The sequence below is a fragment of the Aequorivita sediminis genome, assembly GCF_032080575.2.
Taxonomy (GTDB): domain Bacteria; phylum Bacteroidota; class Bacteroidia; order Flavobacteriales; family Flavobacteriaceae; genus Aequorivita; species Aequorivita sediminis.
In genome coordinates, this window is sequence record NZ_JAVLSO020000003.1 from 242,648 (window position 1) to 259,586 (window position 16,939).

Consider the following 16,939-nt stretch of genomic DNA (forward strand, 5'->3'; position numbering starts at 1 on the left):
TTTATAAATTACAGACTTAGGCTTACTTCCTAAATCTTCAATCTGTAAACGACGAATAAATTCATTAAAAAAATGAAACTATGAATAATATACCAAGTGTAGATTTAGCTGATTTTCTTTCTGAAGATCCTAAGAGAAAACAAAAGTTTGTAGACGAAATTGGTTCGGCTTATGAAGATATAGGGTTTGTTTCACTTAAAAATCACTTCCTAAGTGATGATTTAGTTGATGAGCTTTACAAAGAAGTTAAAAGCTTTTTTGCACTTCCTGAAGAAACAAAAAAGAAATACGAAATTGAAGGTCTTGGTGGCCAACGCGGATATATTTCTTTTGGTAAAGAACATGCGAAAGGTAAAAAAGAAGGAGATTTAAAAGAGTTTTGGCATTTTGGTCAAGAACCATCTGCAGACGCTAATTTAGATGAAGATTACCCCGATAACGTGCAAGTAAGTGAACTTCCAGACTTTAATCATACAGGAATGGTAGCCTACAGAATGCTTGAAAAAACTGGAATTTACGTACTAAGAGCCTTAGCGCTATACATTGGAGTAGATGAGTTTTACTTCGACCATTGGGCAAATAATGGAAACAGTATTTTAAGGCCAATCCACTACCCGCCTATTACTGAAGAGCCAAAAGGAGCTGTTCGTGCAGGTGCTCATGGCGATATAAATTTAATCACACTGTTAATGGGAGCTTCTGCTGGAGGCTTACAAGTATTGAGAAAAGATGGGGAATGGATTGATGCAATCCCAAATGAAGATGAACTAGTAATAAACGTAGGTGACATGTTAGAGCGCCATACTAATAACAAACTTCGTTCAACTATACATCGCGTAGTAAATCCACCTCGTGAAGAATGGGATACACCTCGTTATTCTATACCTTTCTTTATGCATCCTCGTAGTGATATGAAACTAAACTGCATGCCAGAGTGTATCGATAAAGATCATCCTAAAGCATATGACGACATTACTGCCGGAGAGTTTCTACACCAACGTTTGGTAGAAATAGGACTGATAAAAAAGTAGCCTTTCGACTTCACTCAATAACCAAATTCTCATATTGAGAATAGCCGAAATATAAATCTTAAACTTTACAATTTGAATTCTTTAGAAGACCAATTAAAAAACTTATTTCCAGATCACGAACCAAAAGACGTTCCTGAGACAGAGGAAGAATCAACAATTTGGTTACAAGACGAGCCTCTGATATGTAAATACGAAAAACGTAAAGGCAAACCTATTACTATAATTGAAGGTTATAATGGTGCAGATTCAGATTTTAAAATGCTATCGAAAGAACTAAAGAAGCTTTTAAGCGTGGGTGGAAGTTTTAAAAATGAACAAATTATAATTCAAGGTGATTATCGCGATAAGATAATGCAGTTTTTGAAGGATAAGGGGTTTAAAGTAAAACGTGTAGGAGGATAATTGAAATTGAAAGAAATCGATTTGAAATACTTTTTTTCACACAGTTAATCACAAAGAATTAATATGCAACCAGAATCTATAAAATCGAGTGAATTAATTTTAACACCTGAGGGTAAAATTTACCATTTAAACCTTGCTCCTACCGAGTTAGCTCCAACAGTAATTACAGTTGGCGACCCAGGTCGGGTTGAAATGGTTTCAAAATACTTCGATTCTATTGAAGTAAAAGCTGAACATCGTGAATTTAAAACTCATACAGGTACTTACAAAGGGAAACGTATCAGTGTTGTTTCAACAGGAATTGGTCCAGATAATATTGATATTGTTTTTAACGAACTCGATGCCTTAGTAAATATTGACTTTGGCAATAGAACGATTAAAAAGAAACTTACTTCTCTCGATATTATTAGAATTGGAACATCTGGTAGTTTGACTGATGAAATTGAAGTAGATAGTTTTTTAATAAGTGCTATAGGTATTGGCTTAGATAATGTTATGCATTATTACAATGATATTGACACCATTTTTGAACGGGATTTTGCCCAAAAATTTATTGATCATACACAATGGAATCCAGATAATTCGGTTCCTTATGCTGTTAGAGCTGATAAAAATTTATTAGAAAAATTAGCTTCAGATAAAACTTTTAAAGGAATTACTATAACTAATGTAGGTTTTTATGGTCCACAAGGACGTGTGTTACGAGCTAGATTAAGAGATGAAAAACTTAACGAAAAACTTACATCATTCCGTATTGATAAAAAGAAAATTACCAATATGGAAATGGAAACTGCAACGATGTATGGTATGTCTAAATTATTAGGCCATAGTGCTATTTCAATGAATGCAATAATCGCTAATCGCGCTACAGGTAGTTTTAGTAAAAATTCGTATAAAATTATCGATGAGCTTATTCAATATACTTTAGAAAAAACTGTACAATGAAAAATTTTTTAATCGGCGGTGTGCCGGAACACTTTAATTTACCTTGGTATATTGCATTACGCGATAAGGAATTTCACAAGAAAGATATTAATTTGCGTTGGAAAGATTTTCCGGAAGGAACAGGTCATATGGTTCAAGCTTTACGTGAAAAGGAAATTGATATGGCTGTAATTCTTACTGAAGGAATTGTTCGCGATATTATAAATGGAAATGACTGTAAAATTGTTCAAGTATTTGTAAAATCGCCATTACTTTGGGGGATTCATGTAGCCGCCAATTCCGAATATAACGCAGTGGAAGACTTAAAAGGTACCGAAGCAGCAATTAGTCGATACGGATCTGGATCGCACTTAATGGCTTATGTGAATGCTGAAAATTTAGAATGGAATTTACAATCCGATTTAAAGTTTAAAGTAATTCAAGACTTAAATGGAGCTATTGAAGGATTGCCTAAAGGAAATGGAGATTATTTTATGTGGGAGAAATTTATGACTAAACCATACGTAGATAATGGTACCTTCCGATTAGTAGGTTTATCGCCTACTCCATGGCCAAGTTTTGTAATTGCTGTTAGAAATGACGTGTTAGAAAATGAGGCATCTTGTATTCAAGCCATATTGGATATCATTAACAAGACTACATCCGATTTTAAAAATTTACCAGAAATAGACGAAATAATTGCCAAACGCTATGGTCAGAAAATAGAAGATGTTCGTGAATGGTTATCATTAACAGAATGGTCTGATGAGCAATTAACATCAAAAGAGCTTCAAAACATACAACAAAAACTTCTAGAACTTCAGTTAATCGATGCTAAGGTTCAGGAAAGTAGAGTGTTACATGAATTCTAAAAAAAATCTTAATATTTACGCAACCCAAAAGTAATCCTTGCATCTTATTTATATAAAATCAAGTATTATGACAACTTTTTTAATTATTTTGGGAGCGTTGTTAGTTACAAACTTTTTGTTACTACAGTTTAGTTGTAATGACGCAAATGCCGACACTGAAGTGCCTGAAGAAGAATAGAAAGCTTCAATTTTTCTTTTTAAGTTAACTGTGTTATCTAAGCCATTTCGCTTCTTAGATTTTGTAATAAATTATAAGGCTCAGTAAGTTTTAGCCTACCACTCAATTGGGGTTTTTCCAATTTCTTTTAAATATTCGTTTGCTTTACTAAAGTGTTTGTTTCCAAACCAATAACCTCTATTGGCTGCTAATGGTGATGGATGTCCGCTATTTAAAACCAAATGCTTAGTACTATCGATTTTAGAACCTTTCTTTTTAGCAGGTCCCCCCCAAAGTAGAAAAACGATGCCTTCTTTTTCGTCAGAGAGTTTTTGAATAATAGCATCGGTGAATTTTTCCCAACCTTTTTTTTGATGACTACCTGCTTGATGTGCTCTAACGGTTAAAGTAGCATTTAACAGTAATACTCCCTGCTCAGCCCATCGAAGTAAATAGCCATTATCTGGGATCACTTTGCCCACATCTGTTCTAATTTCTTCAAAAATATTTTTTAGTGATGGCGGAATAGCTACATCCTTCCCCACTGAAAAGCATAAACCATGTGATTGCCCCTCTCCGTGATAAGGGTCTTGACCTATAATCACCACTTTAACTTCGTTAAATGGGGTATAATTTAAGGCTGAAAATATTTGATTTTCAGGGGGAAAGCATTTTGATGTTTTATATTCATATTTCACAAATTCCATTAAATCTTTGAAATATGGTTTTTCGAATTCATCTTTTAAAATCGCCCTCCATCTAGGCTCTATAGTTATCTGCATTATACTTACTTTTGTGGAGACAAAAATAAGATAACATATCACGAATAGATAGATGTTTATATCTTTTAATTATTTAAAAAGTAAATAAAAGGCCTTACTATTCAATCCAAAACTTACTAATTTGTTTTATTCAATCGTTGGCGTTTTAATTTTTTTGATGAATTAGTACTAAGAAAATCCCAAGTGTAATCTGTATGATTAAAATTGATAAAAAGACTTTAGAGGATCTTGAGTTTCCAACCGTTCTGAATCAGATTTCAGAACTTAGTGTTACTGAACCTGGTCGGGAACAGGTACTTTCAATAAGACCGTTTCAGGAATTTTCGGAAATTGAATCTGAATTATTGCGTTTAAAGGAATTCACGGTATCTTTTGAAGGCGATAATAAGATACCCAATCACGGTTTTGATCCTATTTTTAGGGAGCTTAAACTATTCAGTATTGAAAATAGTACTTTGGAGATTTCAGGCTTCAGAAAGATTCTTTCTATATCTGAAACTACTCGAATTTTACTAAAATTCTTCAAAAAATACGAAGAGTTTTACATACACCTTAATGCTTTTTCAGAAGAAGTAAATTACACTTCAATAATTTCAGAAGAAATTAATAAAAAAGTTAATAAATACGGTGAGATTAAAGATGAGGCCTCCAATGAATTAGGAACAATTCGCAGGAGGTTAAATGTGGTAAAAGGAAAAATTAATTCCTCCTTTACTAAAGCTCTTTCCCAATACTCACAAAACGATTTCTTAGACGACATTCGAGAATCGGTTGTTGAAAATCGTAGAGTACTAGCAGTTAAAGCAATGCATCGTAAAAAAGTAAGAGGGGCAGTTTTGGGAAGTTCAAAAACTGGGAGTATAGTTTATATAGAACCCCAAGAAACTTTAGAGTTTGCAAAAGAGTTAAGCAATCTACTGTATGAAGAGGGAGAAGAAATTAAACGAATTTTAAAAGCATTAACTGAATTTGTCCGGCCATATGCCGAGCTTTTAGCGAGTTATCAAGAATATTTAACTACCATGGACGTGCTTTACGCGAAGGCAAAGTACGCACTTAAAATAAATGGAGTTCTTCCTATTCTTACCTATAAGGCCGAAGGAGATAATTCGAAAAAAAAGATTTCCTTACTTGACGCATATCACCCTTTGTTGTTAATTTCTAATAATAAGAGGAAACAAAAAACTTACCCTCAAAGCATTGAATTAGTTCCAGAAAAGCGAATTATTGTTATTTCAGGACCTAACGCAGGTGGAAAAAGTATTACGCTTAAAACAGTTGGTTTGTTACAAGTAATGCTGCAAAGCGGCATGATGATTCCTGTAAAACCACAAAGTGAATTGAGCTATTTCAAACGTATTTTAACCGATATTGGAGATAATCAATCTATTGAAAATCATTTAAGTACTTATAGTTATCGATTAAAAAAGATGAATTATTTTCTTAAAAAGTGTAATAAAAATACTCTTTTCTTAATTGATGAATTTGGTACCGGTAGTGATCCAGAATTGGGAGGTGCATTAGCAGAAACTTTTTTAGAAGTTTTTTACGAACGCAATGCGTTTGGAATTATAACAACTCATTATACCAATTTAAAACTATTGGCAAATGAACTTCCACACGCTATTAATGCAAATATGCAATTTGACAGTAGGTCTTTAGAACCTTTATATAAGTTACATTTAGGCGAAGCTGGAAGTAGTTATACTTTTGAAGTAGCGCAAAAAAATGGGATACCATATAGTTTAATTAATAAAGCTAAAAAGAAAATAGAGCGTGGAAAAGTAAGATTTGATAAAACGATTGCCAATCTTCAAAAAGAACGCTCAAACCTTCGAAAAACCTCTGAATCCCTAAAATCTGAGGAACAAAAAGCACGTATTGAAAGCAAACAACTCGAAGAAATAAACGCACGCGTTCAAGAGAAATTAGAAAGCTATCAAGAATTATTCGACGCTAACCAAAAGCTTATAAGTCTTGGTAGAAAGGTTGATTCTCTTGCAGATAAATACTTTAATAATAAAAAGAAAAAACAGCTTATTGACGAGTTTATGAAGCTCGTCATGATTGAAAATAGCAAACGTAAAAAGCTTGCGCCTAAAGTGAAAAAAGCCGTAAAAGCGAAAAAACAGAAGGTAATTAAAGAAGTAGAGAAAAAGGTTGAAGTTATTCGCGAAAGAAAAAAAATCGAAAAAGAAGAAGCCAAAAAACTCCCGCCACCAAAACCAAAAGTTACTTTAAAAATTGGGGATCGAGTAAGAATGATAGATGGAAGAGCAATTGGAACAATAGATACTATTGAAAAAAATAAAGCTTTTGTAAATTATGGAACTTTTACAACTAATGTAAGTTTATCTGAATTGGAGAAAGTATAATTATAAAAATTCAAAAACGTAAGTATCAAACTTTAAAACCGAACCCCTTAAAAATTAAGATTAGTTTTGAACTTGATTTAAGTGCTTTATAAAAACGATTATGGCTGAAAATCATAAAATAATTTTATTCGACGGTGTTTGCAATCTCTGCAACGGTGCGATTAATTATGTTATTAAACGAGATCATAACAATGTTTTTAAATTTGCTGCTCTTCAGAGTGAAATAGGACATAGTCTTACTGCAAAATTCAAAATTGATAAATCAAAAGTAGATTCTATTATTTTAATTGATGGTGATAAACACTATGAAAAATCTTCAGCAGCACTATATATAGCAAAACATCTTTCGGGCGCTTATCCCCTACTTTTTGGATTTATTATAGTTCCAAAATTCATAAGAGATGCTGTTTACGATTTTGTGGCTAGAAATAGATATAAGTGGTTTGGGAAAAAGGATCAATGTATGATTCCTACAGCAGAGTTGAAAAATAAGTTTTTATAGGTTTCTAATTAATAGGTGTGGCTACCTATCCCTGAAAAATCATCAAGACCTAATACCAGATAATCTGTTGGCTGGTAAGTAAGCGACGGACCTATTGTTGGTTTTTTTCGAAGAGTAACATTTTCTCCATAATTAACTGTACTACCAACTTCTCCTAATATATCTATATGCTCTCCGGATGAATATATAAGAACAACAGCATCATTTCCATTAAAATCTAAATTATTTGCTGTTTGATTTGCAATTATACTGCTTGATGCGTTTGTATGTTTTATAACATATACACTTTCATTTTCTAATATAAACCCACTATTAAAAGCAATAGTTGATTGAGTAGTACCACCATTGCGACTAATGTAGAGTCTATAAGATTCCAAACTTACAGAACTACCAGTGAAATTTGCAATTTCAATAACTTTATTATCTAATGTACCCTCAACATATTCTGAGATAAATAAGTCACTTGCTAGTGCACTTGAATTATTACAATGAATATTTTCCCATGAAATACCATTCCAAATTTGTAGACACCCTGAGTCTTTTATATACACCACCAAACCATCATCAGACGAAGTAACAGGTATTTGGTCACGAGTAGCTGCATCAGGAACACGAGGAGGCATAAATCCGCCAAAGGATACACCGTCCGAAGTACTACTCACCTCCAGCATAGACGCAGCTGAAGGGGTAGTTGTGCCAATACCAACTTGGGAATAAGTTATTGTGGAAAACAATAAAATACTAAATATAAAAAGCAACCTCTCCATAACTAACAGATTTACAACATTAATAATGCAGTATTTCTAAATTATAGACTTAGAAAAATTTTGGGGAGTATGCTAATATAGAAATAAAATAGATGATTTCAAAACCTAAATAGCTAATAATCAGTATGTTTACGAATCGTAGTCGAATGTTTCAGAAGGGTTTCTTCTAGCTTTGTAGTTAAGCATACCTTCTCCCTTTGCAATTATGCTACATACGGTAGCATCACCCGTAACATTTACGATTGTTCTAAACATATCTAGAATTCGATCCACAGGGAAAATTATAGCAATCCAAGCTGGATTTAAGCCAACCGATTCTAAAACAATTATAAGCATTACCAAACCAGCACTTGGTACAGCGGCAGAGCCAATTGATGCCAATGTAGCAGTAATCACAATGGTTAATTGTTGTCCAATGGTAAGATCAATCATGTGTAATTGTGCAAGAAAAACTACTGCAATAGCTTGGTACAAACAAGTTCCATCCATATTTACTGTTGCTCCAATTGGTAAAACAAAACTGGTAATTTTTTTATCTACGCCTAAATTTTCTTCAACACATTCCATTGTTACAGGTAATGTAGCAGCACTACTCGATGTTGAAAAAGCCAATGTTTGTGCTGGCGCCATCGCTTTAAAGAAACCTCTATATGGAATACTTCGTACAAAAAGCTTCATAAAAAGAGGATAAATAATAAATATCATTAACATTAATCCTAAGAAAACAGTTAAAGAATACCAACTAAGACCTTTAAATATTTCGTAAACTTTACCTATATCATCTCCCGCCATTTGACTTACAACTCCTGCTAGTAACGCAAATACGAAAAATGGAGCGGCTTGCATGACAAGGTCTACCATTTTCAGGAAAACCTCCATAGCCCCATCCATAAAGTCGGTTACAGGTTTTGATTTTTCGTTAGGAATTAACAACAGACAGACACCGAAAAATATTCCAAAGAAAATTATTTGAAGCATTAATCCATTATTTGTAAGTGAGAAAAAAAAGTTTTCTGGTACAATATCTATTAGGGGCTGTAATGGAGTACTTTCTTTTGTTTTTTTAGCTGTTTCTAACTTATCTGATACCGAAGCATCTTTTAATTCTCCTTTAGATAAGGTTGTTATTTCTTGTGCACGTTCAAAAAAAGCTGGGTCTTGTAAGTAATTAATTCCGTCCTTTATTTGATGCCCCTTAGAATCCGCCCAAAGCTCATAACTTATACGATTGTCTATTCTACTTTGTTCATCTATTAATTTACCTGGTTTAATAGTGTTTACAAGGATTAGCCCTAAACTCACAGCAAACAATGTTGTAAATAAATAAGCCAAAAGTGTCTTTCCTCCCATTCTACCTAAGCTAGATGGATCTCCAATATTTGCAACTCCAGTGATAATAGAAACTAACACTAAAGGCACGGCAATCAACTTTAACAGATTTATAAATATTTTACCAAATGGAGCAATCCAATCTAAAGTAAATTCACTCCATCCTAATTTACTGGAAAGTAATGCCCAAATTATACCTAATACAAGTCCGATTATAATTTTCCAGTGAAGTGCGATTTTTTTCATATTGAAGTTTTGATACTAGATTTTAATTATGGTAAATTATTTAATTTATAGGTTTATGAAGTTCTAATTTATTTTTGAAATTTTATTCAACAACCAAAAATCCGCAATAACTAAAGCTGCCATTGCCTCAACTATAGGAACAGCACGAGGTACTACACAAGGATCGTGTCGACCTTTTCCTTCAGCAATTACCGTGTTCCCTTTGCTATCTATAGTTTCTTGTTTTTGCATAATTGTAGCTACTGGTTTAAATGCTACTCTAAAATAGATTTCCATACCATTGCTTATTCCACCTTGAATTCCGCCACTTAAATTAGATTTTGTAGTTCCATCGGAATTAAAAAGGTCATTATGTTCACTCCCTTTCATCTTTGCACCGCAAAACCCACTGCCGTATTCAAATCCTTTTACAGCGTTAATTGATAGCATTGCTTTTCCCAATTCTGCGTGAAGTTTATCAAAGACAGGTTCTCCCAATCCTGCTGGTACGTTTTCTAATACACAAGTAATTGTTCCGCCAACAGTATCACCATTTTTTCTAGTTTCTCTGATAAGCTCTTCCATTTTTTGAGCGCTTTCTGCATCAGGGCAACGAACTAGGTTACTTTCAGTTTTTGTAAAATCGAGCGCTTGATATGGTTTATCTATAAAAATATCACCAACCGAAGATACAAAAGCGTTAATTTTAATTTCTTTAATTAATTGTTTTGCAATCGCTCCCGCTACAACTCTACATGCAGTTTCACGTGCAGACGAGCGTCCCCCACCACGATAGTCACGTATTCCGTATTTTTTATCATAAGTATAATCGGCGTGGGAAGGTCTATACACATCTTTTATATGGCTGTAATCCTTACTCTTTTGATTGGTGTTTTCAATTATGAATCCAATGGGAGTTCCTGTAGTTTTTCCTTCAAAAATTCCGGAAAGAAATTTAACTTCATCTTCTTCTTTTCGTTGGGTGACAATGGCAGATTGCCCAGGTTTACGCCGCTGCATTTCAGCATTAATTGCCTCGAAATCTATGGAAATCCCTGCAGGACAACCATCTATCACCCCACCAATAGCCTCTCCATGAGATTCGCCAAAAGTGGTGATTTTAAAGATTTTTCCAAAAGAATTGCCCGCCATAGATTGGTTTTGAACAAATGTAAACTTTCGAATTTAATAATTCAAGGATTCAAATTTCAAAATTCAAGATTTATCATTTAAAAACTTGAATTACAGGTATATTTAAAACTTATTTTGGGTGAATTTACTTTAAAGCATTTTTAAGTATTGTAACTGGATGCAAAGCTTCACGACCTGTCCCATCAAAAATCTGGTGCCTGCAACTCGTCCCATTTGCCGAAATAATAGTGTCTTCGGAAGTTTTTCTAACAGCTGGAAAAAGTTTTAGCTCTCCAATTTGCATACTCACATCGTAATGTTCTTTTTCATAACCAAAACTCCCAGCCATCCCACAACAACCTGAAGTAATTATAGTTGGTTTGAAGTTTTTAGGAATGTTTAATATATCGAAAGTTACTTTTTGGTTACTAAGAGATTTTTGATGGCAATGTGAGTGAATTTTAATATATTTTTCTTTAGAAGTAAACATATTAGATGATATATTACCATTTTCAAACTCAACAGCTAAGAATTCCTCTATTAAATAACTGTGTTTTGAAATATTTGTAGCTGAAGCTTTATCAGTTGCTAATCGGAGGTACTCATCGCGAAAAGAAAGAATTGCAGAGGGCTCAATCCCTATTAAAGGAGTAGTTGCAGATATTTTTTCCTTTAGCTTATTTATATTCTTGTCAATCTCTTTTTTTGCCTCCTCTAAAAAGCCTTTAGAAAGTAAGGCTCTGCCGCTATCCAAGGTATCAATAATGTTAACTTTATAACCTAAACGCGTTAGAAGTACATACGAATCTACAGCGATGTCTGTATCCAAATAATTGCTGAATTCATCTACAAATAAATATACTTCTCCGTTAACTAAATTTTCATTGTTTGCCTGATATATAAGATTTTTAAGTAATATATTTAAACTTTTAGTTGAAACTAATGGTAGGCTTCTTTTAGGATGAACTCCTCCAATTATTTTAATAAAACTGGAGGTTAAATTATTTGAAAACATCCAATTTGACATTTTTGGTAATTTAGCGGCTAATCTGTTTATATAAGTGCTTTTTCCAAAGAGTTTGTTAGAAAATGAAACTCCATTTTCTTTGTTATATTGATATAAAAATTCTGCTTTTGCAGTACTTATATCTACATTACTAGGACATTCACTGGTACAAGCTTTACAACTTAAACATAAATCAAAGACTTTTTTCAAGTCTTCAGAATTGAATTTATTTACAGCATTATTGTTAGTTAGCACTTCTCTTAAAGCATTAGCTCTAGCTCGAGTTGTATCTTTTTCATTTTTTGTTGCATGGTAACTAGGACACATTGCTCCAGAAGCTTCAGCGCTTTTTCGGCAGTCCCCACTGCCATTGCATTTTTCGGATAATCGGAGGATTCCCTCAGAATCACCAAAATCCATGAAAGTTTCGATTTTAGGTTCTACTCTATTCACTTTATAACGAAGGGATTCATCCATTTTAAGAGCCTCTACAATTTTACCAGGATTAAAGGTGTTTTGTGGATCAAATGCTTTTTTTACTTTTTTTAATAGCTTGTAATTCTTCTGCCCAATCATTATTGGAATAAACTCTGCCCGCACTATTCCATCGCCATGTTCTCCCGAAAACGATCCCTTGTATTTCTTACAAAGCAATGCAACATCGGTAGTGATTTTTCTGAAATACTGAACACCTTCAGCTTTCTTTAAATTTAATATAGGTCGTAAATGCAATTCTCCTGCTCCAGCGTGAGCATAATAAACAGCTTCTTGATTATACTTTTTCATTAAAGCTGAAAACTCTTTTATATATGCAGGCAAATCTTCCAAAGCTACTGCAGTATCCTCAATACATGCAACTGCTTTTCTATCGCCGACCATATTCCCTAAAAGCCCTAACCCGGCTTTACGGAGTTCTAACGCCATAGTTATTTCATCACCTCTTAAAACTGGATTATGATAACTATACCTTGAATTTTCTAAGGAAGCCAACAAGGAGTTTACTTGATTTTGAAGATCTTCTTTTGAATTACTCTTTAATTCTAATAACAAAATAGCCTTGGGATTATCTTTTACGAAAAAGCGATAAGGCTCATAAGTTTTATTATTAGTAGTGCAACTCAAAATAACATCGTCCATCATTTCACAAGTATGCAAATTATGCTGCATGGCTACAACAACATCGTTTAAACACGAATCGAGGGATTGATAGTGTGTAGCTATCATTGCTGTATGAAATGGAGGTAATGGGTCTAGCTGAAGTGTAATTTCAGTTGTAAATGCTAATGTACCCTCACTGCCACAAAGTAGATTACAGATGTTAATATCATCTTGAAAGTCGCCAAAAACAGATGTATTTATTAAACTATCTAGAGCGTAGCCTGTATTTCTACGATGAATTTCGGGTTTTGGAAATTCTTTTCTAATTTCTTTTTGAACTTCTTTAGGAGATAATACTTTAAAAAGCTTTTTATAAATCTCACCTTCTAGGGTGTTTAAATTTGTTTTAACCAGAAATTCTTCTCTTGTTAACGGTTCAAATATTGCTTCACTACCATCGGATAGAATAGTCTTTAATTTTAAAACCTTATCACGAGTTGTACCGTATTGAATTGAAGTTGTGCCACTACTATTGTTCCCTACCATCCCACCTATCATACAACGATTGCTGGTTGATGTATTTGGACCGAAAAAAAGTCCGTATGGTTTTAAATATTGGTTCAATTCATCCCTAATAACTCCCGGTTGAAGGGTAACGGTTTTCATTTCAGTATTTACTGAAATTATCTTTGTAAAATGTTTTGATACATCTACAACAATACCTTCCCCTACACATTGCCCGGCAAGTGAAGTTCCTGCTGTTCGAGGGATTAGTGAAATATTGTTATTACTAGCAAAGTTTACTAATTGCTTAATGCCGCGTTCATTAGTAGGATAGGCTACTGCCAAAGGGATTTTTCTATAAACAGAGGCATCCGTTGCATATAGTATTGTATGTAGTGAATCAATGTTAAATTCACCATTGAAAATCTTTTTAAAATCTTGGAGTTGCTTCTTCATATAGTAATGTAAATGTAGAAAATTCCTTAACAAAAGTTTGTAAAATTTGAGATGTAGATTGGCACACTGTTAACTAAAACTATCTTGAAATACATCTATTTTTGTGATGTTTAAAACTAAAAAGCAAATTATGAAAAAAACAATTTTAATAGTATTCACAGTGTTTGTATTAGGTTTGCAAGCCAATGCTCAAGAAATAGCAAAAAATGCTATTGGTATTCGTTTAAGTGAAAGTGACGGTTTTGGTCCTGAAGTAAACTACCAAAGAGCTCTTGGCGAAAACAACAGACTAGAGTTAGGTTTGGCAATTCACAGTAAGAGGTATTGGGACGCTGTAAAACTTACAGGAATTTATCAGTGGGTATGGAATATTGATGGAGGTTTTAATTGGTATGCAGGGCCAGGGTTAGGTGCTGGTGTTGTAAATTATGATAAAAAACATTGGGACTACGATCATAGATACGATGATTCTGAAGCCTTTGCATTTTTAACAGGAGATGTTGGTATAGAATATAGCTTTGACTTTCCATTGCTAGTTTCTTTCGATTTCCGCCCTCAAATTAACTTAGGATATAGAGATGACGTGAGCTTCGACGTAGGTATTAGTGCTCGTTATCAATTCTAAGAATTGTAAAATATTTATATAAAATGCCCCACTTATCGGGGCATTTTTATTTTTATGGAATAAATAAGTTTTTATTCTTTAGTTTCATAGGTCTTTACTTTTTTTTATAACTTGTACAAAATGAGCATTATGGATACAAGTTATATAGATTTACATTGTCATCCTTCTCTAAAGCCATATAGTAAAAGTTTTAAATATAATCCCACAAAGCAAAATGCGCTAGACCCAAATCGCAAAAACTCTATATGGCACTATAGTCCTCCTAATTTTTTGGAGAAATTAGTCAATCGTTTGGTTACGTTGACTAAATTCACTCAAACAGACCTTACTGCCCTTGCCAAAGCTAAAACTAAAATTGTTGTAGTTGCGCTCTACCCTTTTGAGAAACATTTTTTTGGAAAAGAAGTGTTAGGAATTAAAGGGGTTACAGATGTTTTAGTAAACCTTGTAGCAAGTATTAGTCAATCGCGCATGGATAATATTCGTAGTAATGAAAACTATTTTGAAGATTTAGTTGATGAGTATAATTATTATTTACAACTTCATAATCAGATTCAAAAAATAGACGGAAAAATCTATACTTATCGCATTGTTGCAAGTTTCCAAGACATAGAAGCCAACTTAACGCAGGAAACTGAATCTAAGAAAATTATTAATATCATACTTTCTATTGAAGGAGGACATAGCTTCAACACAGGGCTAGTTATGAGTAAAAATACAGCCAACAAAAATGAAGTTCTAAGAAAAGTTTTGGCTGTAAAAAATTGGAAGCACCGACCATTGTTTTTAACATTTGCTCATCATTTTTATAACGAACTATGCGGTCACGCGCGCAGTATTTCTATTTCTCTATTAAAAAAAAACCAAAATAGAGGATTAAACTCTGGAATAACAGAATTAGGTTATGAGGTAATTAAACTATTACTCGATAACTCAAAAGGAAAGAGAATACCTATAGATATAAAACACATGAGTACAGCTTCTAGAAAAGCTTATTATAATTTATTAGACGCAAAATACGCCAATGAGAGTATACCTATAATTGCGAGTCACGCCGCTTGTAATGGGAAGCATTCAATTGTACAATGGGATAAAGTAGGTATAAAAAATCATCGAGAATGGTTTGCAGATATAGATATTAATTTTTACGATAGCGAACTAATACGCATTGCCAAAAGCAACGGGATATTCGGAATTCAATTAGATGAACGTCGTATTGGAAGTAAAAAGGAAATAAACAATAGTAAAATCTATATTCCCAATAAGAGAAAACAACTCAAGAAAAAATCGCTATTAGTTTGGAGACAAGTTGTGCATATAGCAGAAGTACTTGATGAGCAAAATCTATTTTGTTGGGGAATACAAAGTATCGGTAGCGATTTTGATGGAATTGTAAACCCAATAAATGGTCTTTGGACTGCAGAAAATATGAAGGATTTAGCTGAAGAAATGCTTAATCACGCTAAAGATTATCTTTCAAATAATTTAAACAACTTGAATGAGTTTAACAGAATTTCCGCAGAATCCATTGTTGCACGCGTGATGAATGAAAATGCAATACTTTTTATAAAAAGAAACTACTAAAACTTATTTGTTTTGTTTTTGAAAGATAGCTTCTTTATATAAAGTTTCGTACAAAGGGACAATTTTTTCTGTATCGAATACCATTGCTGCTTCAACAGCTTGTTTCTTGAAATTATTTAAATTTTCATCCGATGATAAAATTTTTAAAGCATTCTCCGCCATTTCAGCAACATTACCAACTTCACTTAAAAATCCGCTTACTCCATCAATATTAACTTCAGGCAAACCTCCAGTATTACTAGATACAACAGGAACTCCACAAGCCATAGCTTCTAAAGCCGCAAGTCCGAAGCTTTCTTTTTCCGAAGGAAGTAGAAATAAATCTGTAAAGCACAATATTTTATCCACTTCATTACTATTTCCTACAAATAGTACTTTTTCTTCTATGCCCTTTTCTACACATAATTGTTCGCAGGATTCACGTTCGGGACCTTCACCAACCATTATTAATTTTGAAGGAATTTTTTTCTGAATTCTATCAAATATTTCAATTACGTCGGTTACGCGTTTTACTTTGCGAAGATTACTAATATGTGAAATTATACGTTCTTCTGGAAGCGCCATAAGTTCACGTTGGCAATCGGTATATGTATTAATTTTTTTAGGAATATCTATAAAATTAGGAACAACGTGAATCTCGTTTTTAATGTCAAAAAGATGAAGTGTATCCTCCTTTAAACTTTGAGAAACAGATGTAACAACATCGCTATTATTAATACTAAAAGTAACAGCTGGCTTATAAAAAGGGTGGCTCCCTACCAAAGTAATATCGGTGCCATGTAGCGTTGTTACCATTGGAATATGAATATTCTCCTCGGCTAACATTTTCTTGGCCATATATCCCGCGTAAGCGTGTGGAATGGCATAATGTACGTGTAAAACTTCAATTTTATGAAGCTTCACCATATCTACTAATTTGCTTGAAAGTGCAAGTTCATAGGGTTGAAAATGAAATAAAGGATACTCAGGAACAGAAACTTCGTGAAAATGTATGTTTTTTGATAGCAACTCTAATCTTACAGGTTGTTTGTAAGTTATAAAATGTATTTCGTGGCCGCGTTCTGCAAGAGCTAAACCTAATTCTGTAGCTACAACACCACTTCCTCCAAAAGTAGGATAACATACTATTGCTATTTTCATAATTTTCTATTTTAATATTAAATTAGACA

The 16,939-nt window shown here is 33.3% G+C and carries 14 protein-coding genes; 8 read left to right on the forward strand and 6 right to left on the reverse strand.

All coding sequences use genetic code 11. The features are described from left to right. Positions 1-80: 80 nt before the first annotated feature. The 4 genes from RT250_RS07215 to RT250_RS07230 all read left to right on the forward strand — a co-directional run bounded on the left by RT250_RS07215 (position 81) and on the right by RT250_RS07230 (position 3,229). A complete protein-coding gene (locus RT250_RS07215) occupies positions 81-1,031 on the forward strand; it encodes an isopenicillin N synthase family dioxygenase (RefSeq protein WP_313113474.1) in 951 nt (316 codons plus the stop codon). A gap of 72 nt (positions 1,032-1,103) precedes the next feature. Next, on the forward strand, positions 1,104-1,433 hold the full coding sequence (locus RT250_RS07220; RefSeq protein ID WP_313113477.1) for a translation initiation factor: 330 nt from the start codon (positions 1,104-1,106) through the stop codon (positions 1,431-1,433). A 63-nt stretch (positions 1,434-1,496) separates the two neighbouring features. Continuing rightward, on the forward strand, positions 1,497-2,378 hold the full coding sequence (locus RT250_RS07225) for a nucleoside phosphorylase (protein WP_313113478.1): 882 nt from the start codon (positions 1,497-1,499) through the stop codon (positions 2,376-2,378). Then, positions 2,375-3,229, forward strand: a complete 855-nt coding sequence (locus RT250_RS07230; RefSeq protein ID WP_313113480.1) for a substrate-binding domain-containing protein — start codon at positions 2,375-2,377, stop codon at positions 3,227-3,229. The genes RT250_RS07225 and RT250_RS07230 overlap by 4 nt, the downstream gene beginning before the upstream one ends. A gap of 273 nt (positions 3,230-3,502) precedes the next feature. On the opposite strand, the gene ung is transcribed toward RT250_RS07230, so the two are convergent. Then, complete coding sequence (gene ung / locus RT250_RS07235) at positions 3,503-4,168, reverse strand: uracil-DNA glycosylase (protein ID WP_313113481.1); 666 nt, start codon at positions 4,166-4,168, stop codon at positions 3,503-3,505. Positions 4,169-4,362: 194 nt separating this feature from the next. Here ung and RT250_RS07240 point away from each other — a divergent pair, with 194 nt between their 5' ends. Both RT250_RS07240 and RT250_RS07245 read left to right on the forward strand, forming a co-directional pair. Further along, positions 4,363-6,543, forward strand: a complete 2,181-nt coding sequence (locus tag RT250_RS07240) for an endonuclease MutS2 (protein WP_313113482.1) — start codon at positions 4,363-4,365, stop codon at positions 6,541-6,543. 100 nt (positions 6,544-6,643) lie between these two features. Beyond that, complete coding sequence (locus tag RT250_RS07245; protein ID WP_313113483.1) at positions 6,644-7,045, forward strand: thiol-disulfide oxidoreductase DCC family protein; 402 nt, start codon at positions 6,644-6,646, stop codon at positions 7,043-7,045. Positions 7,046-7,053: 8 nt separating this feature from the next. Here the strand turns inward: RT250_RS07245 and RT250_RS07250 are convergent, their stop codons facing one another. From RT250_RS07250 to RT250_RS07265, 4 genes are all read right to left on the reverse strand, one after another. Further along, positions 7,054-7,812: a lamin tail domain-containing protein gene (locus tag RT250_RS07250; protein WP_313113484.1), complete on the reverse strand. Its 759-nt coding sequence runs from the start codon at positions 7,810-7,812 to the stop codon at positions 7,054-7,056. 129 nt (positions 7,813-7,941) lie between these two features. After that, positions 7,942-9,387 carry a dicarboxylate/amino acid:cation symporter gene (locus RT250_RS07255; RefSeq protein ID WP_313113486.1) on the reverse strand — a complete coding sequence of 482 codons (1,446 nt, stop codon included), beginning with the start codon at positions 9,385-9,387 and terminating at the stop codon, positions 7,942-7,944. Between the two features lie 63 nt (positions 9,388-9,450). Next, positions 9,451-10,518 carry a chorismate synthase gene (gene aroC, locus RT250_RS07260; protein ID WP_313113489.1) on the reverse strand — a complete coding sequence of 356 codons (1,068 nt, stop codon included), beginning with the start codon at positions 10,516-10,518 and terminating at the stop codon, positions 9,451-9,453. A 124-nt stretch (positions 10,519-10,642) separates the two neighbouring features. Then, positions 10,643-13,561: an FAD-binding and (Fe-S)-binding domain-containing protein gene (locus RT250_RS07265; protein WP_313113491.1), complete on the reverse strand. Its 2,919-nt coding sequence runs from the start codon at positions 13,559-13,561 to the stop codon at positions 10,643-10,645. A gap of 130 nt (positions 13,562-13,691) precedes the next feature. Here RT250_RS07265 and RT250_RS07270 point away from each other — a divergent pair, with 130 nt between their 5' ends. Next, positions 13,692-14,186, forward strand: coding sequence for a hypothetical protein (locus RT250_RS07270; RefSeq protein WP_313113495.1), 495 nt, complete (start codon positions 13,692-13,694; stop codon positions 14,184-14,186). Between the two features lie 129 nt (positions 14,187-14,315). After that, positions 14,316-15,770, forward strand: a complete 1,455-nt coding sequence (locus RT250_RS07275; RefSeq protein ID WP_313113497.1) for a membrane dipeptidase — start codon at positions 14,316-14,318, stop codon at positions 15,768-15,770. Between the two features lie 3 nt (positions 15,771-15,773). Here the strand turns inward: RT250_RS07275 and bshA are convergent, their stop codons facing one another. Beyond that, on the reverse strand, positions 15,774-16,910 hold the full coding sequence (gene bshA, locus RT250_RS07280; protein ID WP_313113499.1) for an N-acetyl-alpha-D-glucosaminyl L-malate synthase BshA: 1,137 nt from the start codon (positions 16,908-16,910) through the stop codon (positions 15,774-15,776). Between the last annotated feature and the right edge of the window lie 29 nt (positions 16,911-16,939).